Source organism: Vampirovibrionales bacterium, assembly GCA_016712355.1.
In the GTDB taxonomy this organism is placed as follows: Bacteria; Cyanobacteriota; Vampirovibrionia; order Vampirovibrionales; family Vampirovibrionaceae; genus JADJRF01.
This window is the reverse complement of sequence record JADJRF010000005.1, coordinates 92,144-110,117: the sequence shown is the minus strand read 5'-3', so window position 1 is coordinate 110,117 and position 17,974 is coordinate 92,144. Positions and strand designations below refer to the sequence as shown.

Sequence of the window (17,974 nt, the reverse complement as noted above, 5' to 3'; positions counted from 1 at the left end):
CCTCCGCATTAAGACTTATCATCTAGTATATATCCTTTCATGCTGTTATTCTCAGTCACTGAATGAAACTGAGCCAAAAACGCTCAATTTGCTTTGACAACATTTTCATTCCTCGATAACTGTGAATAAGCCGATGCTAACCCTTGAAGCGTTCTATTAGAAGCAAGATCATCGTCTGGCAGGAGTAAGTAACGCCAAGGCTTCTTGCCAGCCTCTCGACCAGCCTCGCTGGCGTGCTCACACCATCTGATAGCTGCTTCAGCCTTTAACTGAACATCCTGATCCTTAAGCTCGTTTCTGGCTTTTACTTCACAGATTAGCTTTTCCGTGTCCGTTTCCACCACAAAGTCAGGCCAATAGGGCTGGCCGTTTTTCCACTCAATACGGAACTGACCAGAAGCCGGTTTCATCCAACGCATAACTGTCGTATCGTCATCGAGAATGACAGCAAACTGCCGCTCGGAGTCGGAATCAAATTTCTGAAGAGGATAACAACAACGCTGAAACCCAGTGAATACCATCCGGCGAATATCAGATTTGTTACGGACAGGTTCCCGGAATGACCTCGGCTCCTCCCCATCCTGTAGGTTGAAGGCATTCGGTCTCAACAGAGTAAATCCCCGGCTAACTTTTACCTCATAATCCGTCGGGCTTTCCCACAGATTTTCCAGCATCTGGGCATAGATAAAGTCTGCCAACTGACGTTGATGGTTTAACACCACATTTTCAACGTCTGCTGCCTTGGGTAAATATGCCCGGATATGCCCAACCATTTCCCCCGTCAGCTTATAGAGCAAGTCTGCGTTGTCATCATAGTCAATCTCATCATGCTCGACCAGATGGGAAACCAAATAGTCTTCCAAGCGGTCTTCCCGTACAGCCGGGCCACCCCGTCGAAGGGTTGAGCGGGTATCTGATACTAGATTGTGCATCACGATGTTATCGCTCACCGGTTGAGGCCGGATTGTATCCAGGTTTTTCAAGTCAAACTCGTGAAAACCAAAGGTGACTTGCTCTGTAGGAAGAAGAACGATTTCAGGAATCTCTATGGTTTGTTCCACCACGGTCTGAGTTACGGCCTCTACCACACTTAGAATGTCCGGTTTTTCAATAACGCCTTCGATGGTTTGCTGTGCTGGAGCTAGAGCCTCCTCGACCTCCTTGGCGATCTGCGCCTGAATCTCAGGCTTTTTCAACTCTTCAATACCCTTTAGCTTTTCATATCGCCGAATAACTTCTAGTGTGACAGAAGCCGTCTTACGCTTTTCGGGTGTATCGAAAATAGATTTTGAAGGAGACTTCTTCCCATCAACCTCAATTGCCTCTTGCCCAGGAGTGGCCTCATCGCCCGTTAGCATTGTTTCAAGCAAAGAGGGGACTTCCAGCAACTTTGGTTTTCCCAAAGGAACGTCGCCATTTTCACCGATAATAATGGCCTTACGGATGATGGAATCCGCATCTTTGGCTCGGTCAATCACTTCCTGGAAGCGTTCATGAGCAATGACGGTCAGGCGATCTACAGCTTCAACGCCGGTACGCTTCCCGTAAGGCAAACGTAGACCGCGACCAATTGTTTGCTCCGTCAGAATTTCCGACGCCGATGTCCGTAATGGAACGATAGTATAGAGATTCGTTACGTCCCAACCTTCTTTCAGCTTGTTGACGTGGATAACGATCTCCGTATTGGGATCGTGCTCAACTTTTACTAAACGCTCCATATTTTCGTCCGATTCTTCACCCCGTAGGTTGGAATGGACTTCAATGACCTTGCCCTTATATCGCCCCTCGAAGAAGGCATTGGATTCGATCATGGCTTTCAGTGCGCTGGCATGAGTCGTATCTTGTGCCACAACCAGCATGAAAGGATGAACCAGTGGTTTATCATTCTGACGAGCATAAATGTCCAATTCGATTTTAACGTGCTCGTGGTGGTGGATACCATCTTCTAGCTTGATTTGCTCCAATTCTTCCTGGTTGTAATCGGCAGGTTTGAAATTCTCCCGTGTGGCAACGGCGGGTTCCTTCACACAAGGGTCTCTATCATTAAGAGCTTCTGACAATGTATAGCTGTATATCACGTTTTTGAATGGTTCTGGCTTTGCGCCGGTGGTCTTGGGCGTGGCAGTCAGTTCCAGGCCAAGAATAGCCTTTAGCTCACTGATTGCCTTAGCTCCGGCAGAGCCACGATAGCGGTGAGCTTCGTCCATCAACAGCACTAGATCCGGTAGACCGGCCAAGTAATCAAAATAACTTTCGCCGATATACTCTTGCAGGCGCTTGATACGAGGCGTGTTACTTTTGGCGGCACCCGGCTTGTTTTCTGCCTTGTTGATTTTATCGACGTTGAAAATGTTGATGAAACACTGGTCTCCCAAGGATAGAACCTGTTGTGTCCTCTGTTGCGCTGCCGGATCAATCCGTGTGGCCAAACCAGAATCGTAGTTGTCACCCGTGATAATAATGGGCCGAGTGATAGCAAACTCCGTGATGCCTCGGAAGACGTACTTTGGGCTTTCTGGAGAGAAATCACCAATCAACTTCTCATAGATAGTCTTGTTCGGAGCCAACACGAAAAAGTGGCGACTACGATTAGTGAGATACAGATAGCTGATGAAAGCTCCCATGAGCCGGGTTTTACCCACACCGGTTGCCAAAGCAAAGCATAGGGACGGAAAGTCTCGCTCGAAGTCGGTTACAGAGGGATAAGCAGTCTGGATAATCTCCAGAGCTTGCGCCGTTTCGGTCTCGCTCAGATTCACTTGTTCCAAGACATCAGCCAAAATTTCCAGTGATTGTCGTTGCGGTGAGCGTAAGCTTAGACGGGCGCTGATCGTATTGACTTCTCGGTTCACTTAGCAGGCCCTCCAGCAACCGACAATAACGAAAGTTGCTCTTGTCCCAGTTCCAATTCAGGCTTGGGAGCCGGTTGAAGGTTGGCTATATTCAGGCTGTAGTCATCCTTATCCCACTCGCATTTATCCAACACTGACTTGGGAATCTTTTTGATGGTCAGGTTGTCAAAAGAATCGGTATTGGCCTTGAATGCCTTGCAGTAAATCATCAATGAGCGTTCATCCCCTACCTCTTCTGAGAGGGCACGTAACTGATCGTGCGTCAGGTTTGCCGTAGTGACATAGATAAAATCCTGTTCGCTGGAATAACCATGCATCCAGTAATGCGTTTCGCTTGGAGCATAAGTAAAGCCAGCCAGCTTGCAAACAGCTTCAGCCAGCATTTCTGGTTTATATTCCTTATTGATAATCCAATTGCCCCATGCATCTTGTTGTAATAGGGATGGAGCAAGTCGGTAGTACCGGAAACCACCACCACCCTGCCATCCTACAGTCTGACTAATGCCACCCTGGTCAGTGCCGTCAACAACCTTTTGTAGACGCGGGATAATATGAGTATGGCAATGCTCACCCAACTCAACCATAATCCAGCGACGCCCCATCTTATGAGCTACGGCACCTGTTGTTCCAGAACCAGCAAAGGAATCAAGAACCAGATCATTTGGATTTGTAGCAAGTTGTATTATTCTCTGCAAAAGCCTTTCGGGCTTAGGTGTCGCAAAAATATCATTTTGGTTAAACTCTTTAACCTCTCTTTTGGCTTCTTGATTATCACCAACCTCTGTTCTGAGCCAGATAGACATGGGAACAATTCCTGCTTGTACCTCGTTGAGAAATCGTTTAATTCTTGGAACATTATTCCCATCTCTCCCAAACCAAAGCCGATTTTCAGCCAAAAGCTCTGTGTATCTTTGTGGTGAAGCACCCCAACACCGTCCCTGTGTTGGCATAAGCTTTCTCCCCGATGGAGTAGTAAGTTCATAAATGTTTTCTGAAAAACCTGTTCTCGCAAATTGTGCACCCCTTTGTCCGCCAGTGAGACTAATAGTAAAATCTCCAGAACTCCATAGACCTCTCGGATCATTATCTGGGTTGCTATACCTTGCATCTGCTTCTTCTGTTCGCGGTAAAAGATTAGGCTTCCACACTAACTTATTTTTTGCATACACAATAATGTGATCATGGCTATCAGATATTCCAAAAGCATTTGCCTGAGGAGATGATTTCTTTTGCCACACCACGTTTGCAACGAAATTGGAACGACCAAAGACCTCATCAACCATTACCCTAAAATAATGAGCTTCGTTATCATCCAATGTGACCCATAAAGACCCGTCTTCAGAGAGTAAGCTGTGAATTAATTCCAGTCGATTACGCATCAGACTGAGCCAAAGACTGTGCTCAATCCCGTCATCGTAATGCGAAAAGGCGCTGCCCGTATTGTAAGGTGGATCGATAAAAACGCATTTCACTTTGCCAGTAAATTCTTGCTCCAAAGCTTTCAAAGCAAGCAGGTTGTCCCCGAAAATTAGACGGTTATCAAAAATATCATCTTCTGTTACCCGGTGTTCAGCATGGTAGCTTTTCTCTCTGTCTTCCAGAAGAATTCGTGGCTCTAGCTTTGGCCGTTGGTCTTTACCAATCCATGTTAATTCTAATTTCTGCTTCTTACTCATAAAGCTTGTTTCCGTTCTGCGCGTTCACGCTGATAGTTGTAAGAATCCAGGAGAAATTCACATAGACAAAATGCGGCATTCACAGCCAGCTTGGCATGGTGCCGTGCCGGATTATACCGCCGGGCATGACGATCACTGGCTTTATTCGCCAGTTCATAAAGACCTGAAATCTGGCTTTTCAACCCCTGGAGGATATTTTTCAGGTAACTTTCCAGATTCTCCCCCTTGGGGTTCAGGTTCAAAGGTTCAGAAACCAGCTTGTAGAGTTCCCGAATATCCCCTTCATCCCGCCTATAAGAGGTCTGGGTTTGTTTCAGAAGTTCTTTCAGGAAGCCTTCCACCAATGTATAGGCGCTGGTAATGGCACCGGCACAATCTCCTGCGTCAATTTTGGTTCTCGCTTTTTCAATATGTTCGGTGATGTATTCCTTATCAAGGCTTATCAACGATATCGTGTGTAAGGTAGGCATATTCAAGGACTCTACCTCATAATAATCCTCGTATTCTGCCTCGTTACCATTCATTCGGATATAGCGTTTCTTTAAGGAAACCTGAAATCCATCGCGTCTCAAAAACCCGTCGAGATAAACAGCGGCTGCCTCAGTATCAAAATCCTGAGTCCAGAAGTCCAGTGCTTGGTTAATGATTAACCGTATATTGTCCGTGCCATTTAACTGACGGAGCTTCTCTAACGTGTAGTTATAACGAGACAAGTCGGCTTCTGTTGAGATAAGCCCTGTTACGCCAAAATCATAGAGAAAATTCCGAATTTCCTTCATTCCCCGATAGGGAGATAAAGCCTTCTGTTTATCAGGTATCGTGTCTCCTGAAATGATGTAGGCTAGGGCATTGCGGGAATTTGCTGAAATATTCATCAATGCAATTCCCATCGGATTATGAAAAGCGGTTCTAATTGGGGAGTCAGGCGCAGACTGGCTTCAATGCGGTCAAGCAAAGACTGTTGCTCCCGCTCGATCTCTTCCTGTTTCTCATAAAATTCCATCGACAGTTTTCGTCGATCTCCTTGCAGCTTCTTCACATGGCGTTGCTGCTGAACTTTTTCATCCAGCGTAGCGCAAGTCCGAACGGCCTTTTGTGCCTGACGGATTTCTTTACCCATTGTCCTAATCTCGGCTTCGTAGCTTTCAATCACATCATCCGCCCAGGCTTCCAGCTTCTCGCTTTCCTCCTCGAACAATTGACGGTTTTGTACCTCGGCCTCGGTTGTTCGTGCCGCAACAAGCCGAGCCTGTATCTCCTCTAATTCGGCGGTAGGTATTCCATCCAGGCTACCGCTTCCTTGGTTTGCCGGGAGATTCAATAGACGGCTACAACTCTCTGTCTCCAGAGCCTGACCGTCATCTGTCAAAGCAGTAAGTACCAAATGTTCTGTACGGGTGACTTCACTCCCCAATGTTAGTTTGGTTACGTTCAACCATCCAGCCTTACCCCGTAGAGGCCGTAGATCACTCAGTTGTCCGTTGCCATCAAAACCTTCATAGGAAAACCGAAGAGTAACTGGCGGTAATTTCCGTACCTTGGCCCGGTTCAGTAATTCTTCAGCAAATTCCCCTTCTTTGATACGGTAGAAATGCCAGCCATGCTCATCGGCTTCCGGCCATTCGATGCTGTAAGTTTCGCCCTGATACACGAAACGCTTGGTGTTGAGGAACTCTGCATCAGGTAATTCCGCCCGTGTGAAACGCATCAGGCTTTCTTCATAGGCGCTTAGACGTGAAGCGGTATCCTCATTACGCCAACGTAACTTGTCCACCACGCTGCTATCCACACTAGCCAGCAAGGCCCTTCTGGCTTGTTCGTCCATCTGTTCGATCTCGTCACGCTTTTTAGCCTGTAACTCATCGAAAGCTTGCTCGATATCGGCCTCTGTCCGGCAGTTTTGATAAATGGAAAAAATGCGTTGCTCGATATCAACGCCGCGCTCGATTTCGCCCAGCACCTCATCGGAGGCACCAAACACACCCTCGAAGAGGTGGAATTTTTCGGCCAACAATTGGTAAACCCGTTGATCTGCACGATTCCGAGTATTTACAAAATTGACCACGCAGACATCCTGTTTTTGACCATAACGATGGCATCGGCCAATTCGTTGTTCGACCCGTTGCGGGTTCCAGGGCAGGTCGTAGTTGATCACCAGGGAGCAGAATTGTAGGTTTATGCCCTCAGCCCCGGATTCGGTGGCAAGCAGGATGGTGGCGTTATCTCGGAAAGCTTCGACAACAGCTTGTTTCATATCCGCCGTCTTGGAACCAGTGGCGATCTCTGTGCCCTTGTGCTTTTCCAGCCATGCTCGATAAATCGCCTGACTGTCCGGGTCTGAGTTGGAACCGTTCATCATAACGATTTGCCCGTCATAGCCCTGTTCAGTTAGCAGTGTTTTCAGATAATCCTGGGTTCGTCTGGATTCGGTGAAAATCACAGCTTTACGCTGTCCACCACGCTTCTCGACTTCTCCCAAAGCAGCGGGTAGAGTCTTGAGAAGGGCATCCGCCTTGGCGTTATTTTTAATCGCCATCGCCAAAGCTTGCATATCCTTTAAGTCTTGGATCTCCTTGGTCAGCTTCTCCTTATCAACCGAGACATCATGATCGTCTGTATCAATTTCCAATTCATCTACCGTGTCATCTAACGCCTCATAATCGTCAACGGTAGAGACATCAACTGCTAATGAACGCTCTAAGCGATCAACCATCCGGCGTAGGGTCTCAGCAATAGCAATGGAAGAAGACGCCAGGATCTTTCGGATAACGAGCGCGACCAAGTGGCGTCCATTTTCACCGATAGCCTTGGTGTCCGTGCGCTGAAGATAGGCTGAAACTTCATCGTAAAGGCGTTGTTCTTCATTGGAGGGGGTAAAGTCCTCCGTCAACGGATAGCGATTGGTGAACGGTATCAATCCCGCTTCCTGAACCTGCTTACGCAAGGTACGTTTACAGATCATCTCCAAGCGTTTTTTCAGAACAGGAAAATTCTGCCGTCCGCTACGGGCACCAACATACTGAACCTTGAAAGCGTCTTCGCTCCCAAAGAAATGTTGATCGATGACAGACACCAATCCGTAAAGCTCCATCAGAGAATTTTGTAATGGCGTGGCCGTCAGCAAAATTTTGTTCTTGTCTAGGAAAGTCTCCCGTAGCGTTCGGGCACGTTGTGCGCCATCTTTTTTATAGACATTTCTCAGCTTGTGAGCTTCGTCGAAGACAATCAAATCCCACTTAATGGATTTCAGATCATCAGCCTTTCTGGCTGCAAACTCATACGAAGTGATAACGATTGCATCGGTTCGATCAAACGGAGCAATGCGGCCAGCTTTTTTCTCAGCGTTGAAACGACCGGCATCCAGAACAACGGAAGGGAGGCTGAATTTCTCCAGCAACTCTTGATTCCACTGCTTGCGTAGAGAAGCCGGAGCGATCAATAGAATATGTCGCTTACGTTGTGCCCAATATTCTGAAATGACCAGAGCCGCCTCGATTGTTTTACCCAGGCCGACTTCATCCGCCAAAAGTACACCCTTTGAAACCGGTGAATGGAGGGCAAATAGAGCAGCCTCCACTTGGTGCGGGTTCATATCGACCCGTGCGCTCTTGATAGTCCTAGAAATCGTATCCTCTATATTCCCCTCCAGCGTGAGCAAGTGAGCCAGATACTGGCTCTGGTAGGGAGTATAAGCCGCTATCGAAGGTTCCGGCGTTTGTGCTGTTCCTGTAGCCGTCATGCCTTGGTTCTCCGGTTCTGTGTCGAATGATGCTCCAAAAACTCCCGCATTGCCTTCCTGATCAGCCAAGCAGCCGAAAGTTGCTCCTCTTCCGCCATCACTTCAAATTCTGCGTAGACATCCTTCTCTAGGTTGAAGGTTACACGCACCAAATTTTCGTTCTTACGACGATTTGACATATATAGTAGAGCCTCTCTGTACCGGCTGTATCCGATGCAGCATTATGATAGCTCGAACACATCGAACAGAACAGTTACCGCTTTATTGTTAAGAAGTCATAACAACAGCCTTTTCCAAGATTTCCAGACCGGCCTTTAGACCGGTCTTTTGTATGAAAAAACCAAGCCATAAGAGGGTTATCGTATGTTCAACTTCAAGAAACATCACGACTACCTGGAGCAATGGCAGAGAGCGATGGCGACCGGCTTGATGACCGGTCGTCCTTTTAGTGAGGAAACCCGAAAGAGCTACGTGTCCTACGTGACTAAGTTCCTGGACATCTATGGCAAGGTCTCCTATGAAAACCTGAGTGACCACCTCGGTTCCATGCCTGTCCACCAGTTCTGCAAGAAGAACCAGATCCACCAAGCTGTTATCAGCTTTTCCAAGGTTCTGATTGCCGAAAAGGCTTTGCCCTCATCGTTTTTGGACAAGGCCAGGAAGATCAAGCCGAGGCGGCACATCCCGCCCAAACGCCTTACCGTGAAACCGGAAGACCTGGTTCCCCTGATTAAGTGCTGTAAGAACCCCCTGGATCGCCTGATAATAATCCTTCTGGCATCCACTGGACTCCGAGTATCTGAAGCCTGTTCACTCATGGTGGGGGACGTTGACTTTGAGTCCAGAAAAATCCACGTCCGAAAGGGAAAATGGGGTAAGGAAAGACGGGTCGGGATTACAGATGGGCTGATCATCGCCTTGCAAGAATACTTGCAACAGTGGCGAAAAGGGGTTGCTCCCAAGTCATCTCCACTGCTTTTGAATGGCTCAGGGCGGCCTCTGAAACGCAATGGGCTTTACAGGCGGCTTAAAAAATTAGAGCGTAGGGTTGATGTTGAAATCACTCCCCACGCTCTAAGACGGGCCTTTGTCACGATTAACGTGGCAAACGGTATTCCTTTGGTTTACCTTCAAATCGCTTGCGGCCATTCAGACATCACGACAACCCGATCCTATTGCCAGACAACGGAGGATGAGGTTATCGAGGCCATGAACACTCGCTTTACCAACTTTTCATCATATTAGCGACCTCCTGTTGGGTCGTGGTGTCATAGATTTCCAGGGTAATCGAGGGTTTGGAATGTCCCAGCGCCAGTTGAACCGACTTCACACTGCGGCCCTTTTGCAGGTTGAACGTTCCAAAAGAGCGACGAAAGGCATGAGGCGTGATTTTAGTCTTGTCTAGTCCGGCATTCTTGGCCATCCGCTTGACTCTGGCATGCAAACCGTTATGAACCATTTGCTGATCGAGATTGTCCAGAAAGAGGAGTTCCCCAATCTCTTTAGGGGAATGCTTCAGATACTTGGCAAAGGCGGCACAGGCTACCCGGTTCAACCCCAGTAACCGTTGCTTGTGACCTTTTGCCTTGGGAATGAATAGTTCCCGTTTTTCGAGATTCAGATGTTCTACCTTGATGGCACAAAACTCGCTGGCCCTCATTCCGGTATGGAACAGGATATGCAGAATTACCCGGTCTGTCAGTGAGCTATATCCTTTGAGAATCATTACCCGATAGTCTTCGTAAGCAACCCGGAGGCGTTTCGGGGTTGGATTGCCCTGGGGTCTTAGGTCTTTCCCGGTTAGTTTCTCAAAGTTCCGCTCATCCAAGGCATCTTCACTGAACAGATACCTAGTGAAGGAGTTTAAAGCCCGATACTGTTGGACTTTATTGGAGGTTCTATCCTGGAACGTCTTGAGATGTGTTTTTACGTCCTGATAGCTCAATGCCGGGTAGGACTGTAAATATTTCTTAACCCTTGGGACATAGTTCTCAATGGTATGTTCAGTGCAAGACCCCTTCATCCCAGGAATCATGCCGTTTTCCATTGCCTCAATCCATCCGGGGACAAAGGGTGTATGGTCATCTATCTGTTTTTTTACCGTATCCGAAAGTGATTTCTGGCTTTCCAGGAACATGATGACGGCATGAGTCGGTATTTTATAGGTTGTCTTGGTGCCATAGGGAATCTCTTCAGCCATAATCAGGCGTTTTTGGCATAAATCCACAATTGTTTTTTTGTCATTCCCCAAAATTTCAGCAACCTGCCTAACTGATAGATAGTGGAGAGAAAGATCCCTTATTTTCCCCAGAATCTGGTCAATATCGCCTAGACACTTGACTTTGGGGGTATTAGAAGGACTCCCCAGTTTTTTCACCGTTCGGGAAGACCTCCTCCCTACTTTCTCCCCACTTTGGTCAAAAATCTGTATTTTTTCCTCATTTTTGCTTATCATTTTGTTGGGTCTCCTATGTTTTACTAAACACGGAAACCCCTTGTCTTTATTGAGTTTTCAGGTTCAGAAAGCTGGAGATGCTTGCTAATTGCACCGAAGCTTCCAAGCAGACTGTCGAGGGTTCGAGTCCCTTCGCCCGCTCTTTCCCAAACCTTATATAAAGGTTTCGCTTCGGCTGGGAATACTTTGAGGGACTTCAAGCCGATCTGCTGCGCCAAGGATCAAAGTCCTGATTATGCCGAAACGGCTTGTTGAGCGTCTTGTACGAGCGCTTCTATATGTCCCAGAACAGTTGAAACAGGCGTCTGCAGACAAATAGGGCGCTCACATGCTTCTTCCCGCGTAATACACAGACAGGGCCTGCAGGTTAACTCGTCTCGGGCGGCTATCCTGAACGGGACTGGAGAATCGCTGGGATGGGGAAGAAATCGCTTTTCGCTGGTCATCCCGAAAATAGCGACCATGGGCAGCCCGGCATAGAGCGCAAGATGCATCGCAAACGAATCGCAACCTGCAAAAACGTCGCAGGTTTGCATTAGTGCGGCTAAATCGGCGACCGAGGTGACTTGTCCAAATAGATTGATGAAACGCTCGCGCGCAACGTCTGGGTAAGCGGTGAGCGCTTGTTCAATGCGCGCGACCTCTTCACGGTCATCGGGTCCGCCGGTTAAGCAGACGCTGCCACGCGGATAGCGCTTGAGAAATTGTCGGATGAATTCTGCCCAATGCTCAGGAGGCCATGATTTCGGCCAATTCTGAGTCTTGCTGCCCGCGCTTGTGCCGGGATGAATCAGCAGTCGGGGAGAGTATCCCGCCTGTGGCGAGCGAACAAACGTAGGAATACAGGCTTGGGGGGCGTGGCGAAATGCCTTGACGCCGTCCGCTGGCGGCGTAGCTCCCATACGCGCGAACAAGGTTTGCGCCAATTCATAGAAGACGTCGCACAGGTAGACGTTCTGCTCGTCCAGTCGGTTTTGCAGCGGCGCGTTTAGCGCGAGGCGTCGCAACCAATTGCGTGAGCATCCAATACGATGCGGGATTCCAGAAAACGCCATGGCCAATGAGAGCGCCTTGGCAGGCAACTCGAATTCGTAGTTCACCAGTAACGCATCAAGTCGCGCGCTGGTGAGGAGACGCCATAGAGAGAGCGCTGTTTGGCGGCGAGGCGCGTCGATGAAGACGACTTCATCCAGACCTGTTAACACCGCTTGGACGGTCTCGTAACGACGGGTTGTAAAAAGGGTTAAATGTGCTTTGGGGAATACCGCACGCACCGCCCGAATAACGGGCGAAAATAGAAAATGGTCGCCCAGCCAGCCTGTATGAATAAAGCCGATCCGCTGAGGGCCTGTCTCGATGCGGGTTTCCGCGTCGCTGTGTCGGCGGACGGCTTGTTTTTGTATCAGTTGATGTGCGAATTGCATCATGATAATAAATTAACGCGACCGGGACCTGTGAATTGCCCCAGACCGGCCGCAATGAACGTCGCGCGCGATTCAAATGGATAGGGGAGGCTCTCGGCGGCTGCGGCCGTTACGATAGGAAGAATGCCCGAGAAGTGAGCCACGGTAATCGCCTGATGGCCGTTAAAAACCTGATGATCAACGCAGTGCGCGCGGTCGCCCGATGCGCGGGCCTTGAAATTTCTCGCGCGCTTCCGCTGGACATCGAGCCTGAGGCGATCGCCCTCCTTCGACAAGCCAAGCCTTATACCATGACCTCCATGGTTAGCCTGTATAGCCTGTATCAGGCGGTCGGTTACGTGGTTCGAAACGCGATTCCCGGCGCACTGGTCGAATGCGGCGTATGGCGCGGGGGCAGCGCAATGGCCATGGCGCTGACGTTGCTACGGCTTGGCATTCGCGATCGGGACTTATATCTGTTTGATACGTTTGAGGGGATGACGGAACCCGGCGAGCAGGACGTTTCTAAAACCGGAGAATCCGCTTATCGCCATTGGCAAGCGCGTCAGCGGCACGATGGCGTTAATGAATGGTGCCTTGCGTCTCTGGAAGACGTTCGGCGTACGATGGCAGCAAGCGGTTACCCGATCGAGCGGATTCATCTGATTCGCGGTCGGGTGGAAGAGACGCTTCCGTCCCAAGCGCCTGAGCAAATCGCCCTCCTTCGGCTCGATACCGACTGGTATGAGTCGACGCGTCACGAACTGATGCATTTATACCCGCGCCTCTCCGGCGGTGGCGCGCTGATTATCGACGATTACGGTGAATGGCGCGGCGCGCGTCAGGCGGTAGATGAGTATTTGCAAGCGCAAAACGCTCCCTTACTGCTGCACCGCATCGATCATACCGGACGCATCGCCCTTAAGCCGCTTGGTGTTGCGCGCACTCAGGAGACCGCCTGTCATGCCTGAAACGACCGAAACGTTAAACGAAGAGATTTTGAGTCGTAGTCGACAAGTTGAAAAAGATCTGTACGTGGCGCGACAGCTTCAACAAAGCTTGTTGCCGCCGGAACTCACGCCGACGCCACCGGAGTTGCGCGCTGCGCTGGAGGCGGCCGGGCTGGATTTCCAGATCAGCAAGTGTCACTACCAGAGCGAGCGCTTTCGCGTCTCAGGGCTTTACGTACCCTGTGATTCGCTGGGCGGGGATTTCTACGACTTTATGAAGTTTGCGGACAGCGATATTGGCGTTACAGTCGCCGATGTGTCGGGCCATGGCGTGCCTGCTGCCTTTATTACGGCGATCTTCAAGGCCAGCTTTTACCGGATGATTCATGGCGCTCAAACGCCAGGCGATTTGCTCTATCAGCTAAACAACGAACTGTCCGGCATTATTAAAACCGGCGATTATATTACCGGCGTCTATGCGCGGGTGGATGAGGCCAATGGCGCGCTCACCTATAGCGGCGCCGGTCATCCATATCCCTTTGTCTATCGCGCGGCGACAGGCGCTATCGAGCGCTTGTCTGAGAACGGTCCCCCTTTGGTGTGGTTCCGGGATATGGAATACCCGGTGGGCCGCATTACGATGGCCCCCGGTGATAAGACGCTGATTTTCTCAGACGGTTTATCTGAGATGAAAAACGCCAAGCGGGAATTGTTTGGCGAAGAGGCGCTCGAAGCCCTCTTTCTTGAACACGCCTCCAAGCCGTCGAGTCTACTCCTCGATTCGATGCTGATGGCGTTGTCCGACTTCACCGAAGGCCATCCGCTGGAAGACGACTTGAGCGTGGCCCTGATCGAAGCGATCTAAACGCGTTTCAGCTTCCCTGCTGGGCGCGTTGCAACTGAAAAGCCAGGGCATACAGCTGAATCTGTTTGATCATTGCGGCAAGGCCGTTGGCGCGCTGCATGGAGATATGACGACTCATTTCGATGCGCTCGATAAACGTAGGTCGGGTCGCCAGAATCGTTTCGGGCGTCTGATCCGAGTAAATGCGTAGCAATAAGGCGACCAGACCGCGCACAATCAGGGCGTCACTATCGGCGATCAGTTGTATGTAACCCTGATCGCTCAGCGTTACATGCATCCAGACCTGCGACTGACAGCCGCGGACCAGATGATTGTCATCGTGAAGCGTCTGCGGGAAGGCGGGGAGGCGTCGTCCGAGCTCAATAAGATGACGGTAACGGGCATCCCACGATTCCAGCGCGCTGAATTCGGCCACAATGGCCTCTTGCAGCGCATCGGTGGGAAGAGAAGCATCGGCGGGGGGGGCGGGCATGGGGGCGAGCAGGCTCATGATAACGGCGTTCCGGTTGAGGTAGGCGGCGGAGCGTCGCCGCGACAGACGGCAATCGCTTGAGTTAACGCGTCAGCGAAGCGATGAATTTCCTCTTCGGTATTATAAAACGCAAAGGAGGCGCGCGCTGAAGCAGCCGCGTCAAACGCCTTCATGACGGGCTGAGCGCAGTGATGTCCTGTGCGAATTGCGATGCCTTCCAAATCAAGTAGCGTACCCAGATCCAACGCGTGCGCGCCGTCTACGACAAACGAAATCAGGCTGGCTTTCATCCGCGCCTCGCCCAGAATCCGAAGGCCTTCGATGGCGCAAAGCCTCTCCGTAGCAACTCTCAACAGGCGATGTTCGTAAGCGGCGATTGCGTCGAGTCCCTGCCTCTGCACATACTCAATAGCAGCGGCCAATCCAACCAGTTGGGCAATCGGCGGCGTACCTGCCTCGAATCGGCGGGGAGGCTCTGCGAACGTGACGCGTTCAAACGAAACAGTTTCGATCATATCGCCGCCGGTGCGATACGGAATCATGGCGTCTTGGAGGCTGCGGCGGGCGTAAAGAATCCCTACGCCAGTGGGGCCGTAAATCTTATGCCCGGAAAAGGCGTAAAAATCGCAGTCGAGCGCCTGAACGTCAACCCGCAAATGGGGCGCCGCCTGCGCGCCATCCACCAATACGACGGCCCCGGCGGCGTGGGCGAGCTCCACGAGCCGACGTACAGGATTAATCGTCCCTAATGTGTTGGAGACATGGGCGACAGCAACAATCTTGACCTGACCTTCGGCCAGCAAGGCTTCGTACGCATCCAGCATTAATTCGCCGCGCGCATTCATCGGAATAACCCGCAATTGGGCGCCAGTACGCTCGCAAAGCTGCTGCCATGGCACGATATTGGCATGATGCTCCATGGCGGAGGCCAGAATTATGTCGCCTTTTTCGAGATGCGCCATGCCGTAGCTCCAGGCGGCCAGATTAATAGAATCGGTCGCGCCGCTGGTTATCAGGATTTCATCCGACTCGCGGGCATTCAGAAAGCGCGCGATCGTCTCGCGAGAGTGCTGATAGGCGTCCGTGGCTCCTTCGCTGAGCGCATAGACGCCTCGGCGAACCGTGCCGTACTCGTGTGCGTAAAAATAGCTGATGCGATCAATGACCGCTTGCGGTTTGTGCGTTGTCGCCCCGTTGTCGAGGTAAGCCAAGGGCTTGCCATAAAACGTGCGACTGAGAATCGGAAAATCCGCGCGGATTTTCGCAATATCTAGCGCTGGCGTGCCGGAGCACGTTTTTTCAAGAGTATCATTCATACATTTAGCATCCGTGAGCCGATTGAGAGGCGGGACAAATCTCGCACTCGGTAAAGCAGCTCAAAGGACTGTTTTGGTGGTCGAGATTACGCAGAATCAAGCGTTCCAGATATTGCCGAATGGCGGGATCGGCGACGCTTTGCGCGATATCCTCGGCGAAGCCGAAAGTCAGCAGGCACTGCGCCACAGCAGATGGCAAGCCCCGGCTGGTCAGGTAAAACAGCTCATCGGGCTCTAGCTGCCCAACGGTTGCCCCATGCGCACACTTGACGTCATCGGCGTCGATACGTAGTTGCGGGCGGGCATAGGCGACAGCCTCTTCGCTCAAAAGCAGGTTTTTATTCAGTTGGGTGGCGTCCGTTCCAACGGCATCGCGGCTGACGACAATTATGCCGTCAAAATCGGCCCGAGACTGCTCGTCGAGAATACCTTTAAACGTTTGCGCGCTGGAAGCGTTGGGCGTTTCATGAATCACCACCGCGCGCTGATGCGATTGGGTCTGCCCTCGCAGGGTATTCAAGCCGTGTAACGCCAGGTGGGCGTTTTCGCCCGTCAGCCGAACCGTAAGCGCATGTCGGGCAATATGGCCGCCAAATGTGGCGCACGTAAGAGACAGATGCGCCTTCTGATCCAGACGGGCGCGCGTCGCCAGAAATCCAGCGCCGTTTTCGCCATCAACCTGGGCAATCACCAGATTCAGTCGACTCTCTTCGGCGCAAAGACAATCGAGTCCCGTATTGGCCCAGTAAGGCGTTGCATCCTCGCCGACCGTTTGTACTAAAATCGTCGCCTGCGACCGTGCGCCCATTGATACAAAAGCCCGCTGAGCGCTTAATTGCGGATGCTCAGCAGAGCCCGATTGGCTAAACAACAATTGCAGAGGACGGGCGAGCGTTACGCCTTCAGGCAGAATCACCAGCGCAGCGTCACGGCTGTGAATGGCGTTCAGCAAGGCGAAAGCATCATCTTCCTGCGAGACTCCGGCAAGAAACGATTGCGGCAGATCCTTATTGATCGCATCAGGCCATTGCTCAGGGGCGCGCAAAAACGCCTGTAACGTTGTCAGAACGAGGCCGGGCGCGGCTTCGTCTATGTCCGCTTGAGAAGAGGAAAGGCGGGGGCAGAACGCGCCATTGACGAAGGCCAGTCGAAGAGGAGCGGCTTCTGGCAAGAGATGACCAGCTGAAGTGAGCTGGTCGAATGCCCGGGCTTCGTTTTCCACGGATAAAGCGCGCGCAGGCGTAAAAGATGTTTGCTGAAGGGTCCGCAAATCCACGTATTTCCAGGCGTCATCACGACGAGACGGCGCGCCCACTTCTGAAAAACGCGCTTGAGCCTGTTGACGTCGCTCTGTCAGCCAGGCCGGTTCGACGATTTCGCCCGTACAGCCCTTCTCTGTCGACGTTTCCTCGCTCAAGGCGTCAGACGGTCGCAGCAGCCAGGTGAGCGCGGTGGGCTCCAGGCCCTCGAAGGCTTGCGCGCTCATGCGACCGCCTCATGCGATTTCTCTAATAGCCAGTCGTATCCGCGATCTTCCAGCTCCAGAGCCAGTTCCTTGCGACCTGATTTGATAATACGGCCGTCTGCCAGCACGTGGACGTAATCCGGGCGAATATAATCGAGCAGCCGCTGGTAGTGCGTGACCAGAATCAGCGCCTTGTCCGGCGTCATCAGGCGGTTGACCCCATTGGCGACAATGCGCAGCGCATCGATATCCAGCCCGGAATCGGTTTCATCAAGTAGTCCGAGCATGGGATCCAGCGCCGCCATTTGCAGAATTTCGTTGCGCTTTTTTTCGCCGCCTGAAAATCCGGCGTTAACGGCGCGATTAAGAAACTCTTCGTCCATTTCCACCAGTTTGGCTTTGTCCTGTAAAAAGGCGGAAAATGCGACTTCATCGAGAGGGTCTTCTCCGTGATGGGCGCGTTTGGCATTAACAGCCAGTCTTAGGAAGCTGGCATTATTGACGCCGGGTATTTCTACCGGATACTGAAACGCCAGAAAAATCCCGCGCCGTGCGCGCTCGTCGGGCGTCCATTGCGAGACGTCTTCACCATTGAACAGAATTGCTCCCTGCGTGATGCTAAAGGCTGGATGCCCTACGATAACTTTGGCCAGCGTGCTTTTACCCGAGCCGTTAGGGCCCATAATGGCATGGATTTCGCCCTTTTTAACGGTGAGGTTGACGCCTTTTAGAATAGGGGCGTCGTTGATGCTGGCGTGCAGGTCGCGAATTTCAATCACGG

14 protein-coding genes are annotated in these 17,974 nt (G+C 51.2%); 3 read left to right on the top strand and 11 right to left on the bottom strand.

Translation table 11 applies throughout. The annotated features are described in order from the left end of the window. Nucleotides 1-83: 83 nt before the first annotated feature. From IPK79_01910 to IPK79_01890, 5 genes are all read right to left on the bottom strand, one after another. A complete protein-coding gene (locus IPK79_01910) occupies nucleotides 84-2,852 on the bottom strand; it encodes a DEAD/DEAH box helicase family protein (protein MBK8189187.1) in 2,769 nt (922 codons plus the stop codon). Then, nucleotides 2,849-4,528 (bottom strand): site-specific DNA-methyltransferase, encoded by a 1,680-nt coding sequence (locus IPK79_01905; GenBank protein ID MBK8189186.1) that lies wholly within the window; start codon nucleotides 4,526-4,528, stop codon nucleotides 2,849-2,851. Before IPK79_01905 ends, IPK79_01910 begins: the two co-directional genes overlap by 4 nt. Further along, nucleotides 4,525-5,184, bottom strand: a complete 660-nt coding sequence (locus tag IPK79_01900) for an abortive infection family protein (GenBank protein MBK8189185.1) — start codon at nucleotides 5,182-5,184, stop codon at nucleotides 4,525-4,527. The genes IPK79_01905 and IPK79_01900 overlap by 4 nt, the downstream gene beginning before the upstream one ends. A 218-nt stretch (nucleotides 5,185-5,402) precedes the next feature. Next, nucleotides 5,403-8,267: a DEAD/DEAH box helicase family protein gene (locus tag IPK79_01895; protein MBK8189184.1), complete on the bottom strand. Its 2,865-nt coding sequence runs from the start codon at nucleotides 8,265-8,267 to the stop codon at nucleotides 5,403-5,405. After that, nucleotides 8,264-8,446 (bottom strand): ribbon-helix-helix protein, CopG family, encoded by a 183-nt coding sequence (locus IPK79_01890; GenBank protein ID MBK8189183.1) that lies wholly within the window; start codon nucleotides 8,444-8,446, stop codon nucleotides 8,264-8,266. The genes IPK79_01895 and IPK79_01890 overlap by 4 nt, the downstream gene beginning before the upstream one ends. A 184-nt stretch (nucleotides 8,447-8,630) precedes the next feature. Between IPK79_01890 and IPK79_01885 the strand changes: the two genes are divergently transcribed. Beyond that, nucleotides 8,631-9,512 (top strand): tyrosine-type recombinase/integrase, encoded by an 882-nt coding sequence (locus IPK79_01885; protein MBK8189182.1) that lies wholly within the window; start codon nucleotides 8,631-8,633, stop codon nucleotides 9,510-9,512. Here IPK79_01885 and IPK79_01880 read toward each other — a convergent pair. Continuing rightward, nucleotides 9,490-10,722, bottom strand: a complete 1,233-nt coding sequence (locus IPK79_01880; protein MBK8189181.1) for a tyrosine-type recombinase/integrase — start codon at nucleotides 10,720-10,722, stop codon at nucleotides 9,490-9,492. The genes IPK79_01885 and IPK79_01880 overlap by 23 nt on opposite strands. Before the next feature lie 233 nt (nucleotides 10,723-10,955). Beyond that, complete coding sequence (locus IPK79_01875; GenBank protein ID MBK8189180.1) at nucleotides 10,956-12,149, bottom strand: glycosyltransferase family 9 protein; 1,194 nt, start codon at nucleotides 12,147-12,149, stop codon at nucleotides 10,956-10,958. Nucleotides 12,150-12,301: 152 nt separating this feature from the next. Here IPK79_01875 and IPK79_01870 point away from each other — a divergent pair, with 152 nt between their 5' ends. Next, nucleotides 12,302-13,096: a class I SAM-dependent methyltransferase gene (locus IPK79_01870; GenBank protein ID MBK8189179.1), complete on the top strand. Its 795-nt coding sequence runs from the start codon at nucleotides 12,302-12,304 to the stop codon at nucleotides 13,094-13,096. After that, the gene (locus IPK79_01865) at nucleotides 13,089-13,940 is read left to right on the top strand and encodes a serine/threonine-protein phosphatase (GenBank protein MBK8189178.1); all 852 of its coding nucleotides are present in this window, start codon (nucleotides 13,089-13,091) and stop codon (nucleotides 13,938-13,940) included. The genes IPK79_01870 and IPK79_01865 overlap by 8 nt, the downstream gene beginning before the upstream one ends. A gap of 7 nt (nucleotides 13,941-13,947) precedes the next feature. Here IPK79_01865 and IPK79_01860 read toward each other — a convergent pair whose 3' ends face one another. The 4 genes from IPK79_01860 to sufC are packed head-to-tail and all read right to left on the bottom strand — an operon-like array spanning nucleotide 13,948 to nucleotide 17,972. After that, nucleotides 13,948-14,412, bottom strand: coding sequence for a SufE family protein (locus tag IPK79_01860; GenBank protein ID MBK8189177.1), 465 nt, complete (start codon nucleotides 14,410-14,412; stop codon nucleotides 13,948-13,950). A gap of 14 nt (nucleotides 14,413-14,426) precedes the next feature. After that, nucleotides 14,427-15,728 carry a SufS family cysteine desulfurase gene (gene sufS, locus IPK79_01855; GenBank protein ID MBK8189176.1) on the bottom strand — a complete coding sequence of 434 codons (1,302 nt, stop codon included), beginning with the start codon at nucleotides 15,726-15,728 and terminating at the stop codon, nucleotides 14,427-14,429. A 4-nt stretch (nucleotides 15,729-15,732) separates the two neighbouring features. Then, on the bottom strand, nucleotides 15,733-17,214 hold the full coding sequence (locus IPK79_01850; protein MBK8189175.1) for a SufD family Fe-S cluster assembly protein: 1,482 nt from the start codon (nucleotides 17,212-17,214) through the stop codon (nucleotides 15,733-15,735). Beyond that, nucleotides 17,211-17,972, bottom strand: a complete 762-nt coding sequence (gene sufC / locus IPK79_01845; GenBank protein ID MBK8189174.1) for a Fe-S cluster assembly ATPase SufC — start codon at nucleotides 17,970-17,972, stop codon at nucleotides 17,211-17,213. The genes IPK79_01850 and sufC overlap by 4 nt, the downstream gene beginning before the upstream one ends. Between the last annotated feature and the right edge of the window lie 2 nt (nucleotides 17,973-17,974).